Raw genomic sequence first — 1,415 nt, 5'->3', positions numbered from 1 at the left:
GCGCGGCTTCGTGCTTCTGCCGCGGCGCTGGGTGGTCGAGCGGTCGTTTGCCTGGGCCAGCCGCTTTCGGCGGCTGGTGAAGGACTACGAGCGCTACGCCACCACTCTTGCCGATCTCCATCTCGTCGCCTTCGCCTGCATCATCCTCAAGCAAGCCGCGCAACTGGCCGCAGGTCCATGGCAGCCTTTAGAGTATCACAGAGTCTTTACTACCTATGCGTGCGTATTAGCCAATTTAAACAACCTGAAGAAGGGATTCTATGGCTAGAAATCGTCATAGAGCTTCCCTTCCTTCGCCGAGAGAAACCAGACCATGCCGATCTTCTACGGTTCCGCAAACGCTGACATCATCAATCTTTCTACGCGTACGGCAGACTACACGATCTACGGCAACGGTCTGGATGACTACTCGGCGTCCTCAAGCAACAACACGATCCACTCCGGCTCTGGCAGCGACACAATCTATGCCGGCTATGGCAGGGACATCGTGCGAGCCGGTGCTGGCAATGACACGATCTTCGGTTATGGAGCCGATGGCCTGACGGCCGGTGCCACCGCGGCCTATGCTGAATACGATGGCAGCGATGTTCTGAATGGGGGCGCTGGCAACGACAGCATCTTCGGTGGGGGCGGCAACGACCATCTCCTGGGCGGCACCGGCCATGACATTCTCCATGGTGAAGGCGGGAACGACATCGTTGACGGAGGAGACGGCAACGACATCATCTCGAGCGGCGAAGGCGCCGACATTCTGCGAGGTGGTGCCGGCAGCGATGTCTTCATCTACACGTACAGCGCCACCGGCGCTTCGGATGCGAATGGCGGCCGTGACATTATCCGGGATTTCCAGTCCGGGGCCGACAAGGTCGATCTCAGCGGCTACAATATTTCATCGACTGACCTTACCATCAACCAGACCGCCAAGGGCTTGTTGCTGAGCTTCCTTGCCGTCTATGAGACGGGGGAGATCCTGCTCGAGGGCGTGAGCGGCTTGCATGCAGGCGATATTGTATTCGCTTGAACCTGATTTCCGTTCGCCGATTTTGATGAGGCCTATCAGCTGCGCCTCTTAATTATTTGGCCTGATCACCAGACAACGTGACAATGCCCTTCCACGGTGTGCTGCTGGTCAGGGCTTGCGTGCGCGTGAATCTGCATCACACCATCGAGGCGCTGCTGCCGTCTCCACAGCGGCCTTTCAGTTAGTGCAGGAAAAGGCGTGGTCGCTGCCCTGGAGTATGTCCTTGGTCAGCGACCACTCTCACGCAGCATTACCTCACCCGAACATGTAGTCGGAGCTGGCGAGGTTTGTGACGCCCTGCAGGGTGACATGGTCCACCGAGCCATCGGCTGCCTTGATGGCGAAGACGCTGCTGCCCTCGTGGTAGATGCTGGCGCCCTTGCCGAAGCCTTCC

The 1,415-nt window shown here is 58.6% G+C and carries 1 protein-coding gene and 1 pseudogene; both read left to right on the top strand.

Annotation, left to right across the window (positions count from 1 at the left end):
• A pseudogene (locus ACFOY6_RS24070) lies at positions 1 to 98 on the top strand (transposase); the annotation flags it as partial.
• A gap of 215 nt (positions 99 to 313) precedes the next feature.
• Positions 314 to 1,021, top strand: coding sequence for a M10 family metallopeptidase C-terminal domain-containing protein (locus ACFOY6_RS24065; protein WP_379652450.1), 708 nt, complete (start codon positions 314 to 316; stop codon positions 1,019 to 1,021).
• Positions 1,022 to 1,415: the final 394 nt, after the last annotated feature.

This window comes from Teichococcus aestuarii (genome assembly GCF_042651065.1).
In the GTDB taxonomy this organism is placed as follows: Bacteria; Pseudomonadota; Alphaproteobacteria; order Acetobacterales; family Acetobacteraceae; genus Pseudoroseomonas; species Pseudoroseomonas aestuarii.
This window is presented reverse-complemented; position numbering and strand designations above follow the sequence as displayed.

Bases quoted from the DNA above. Each gene is read 5' to 3' on its own strand.
- ACFOY6_RS24065 (WP_379652450.1), top strand. From the start codon at position 314: ATGCCGATCTTCTACGGTTCCGCAAACGCTGACATCATCAATCTTTCT.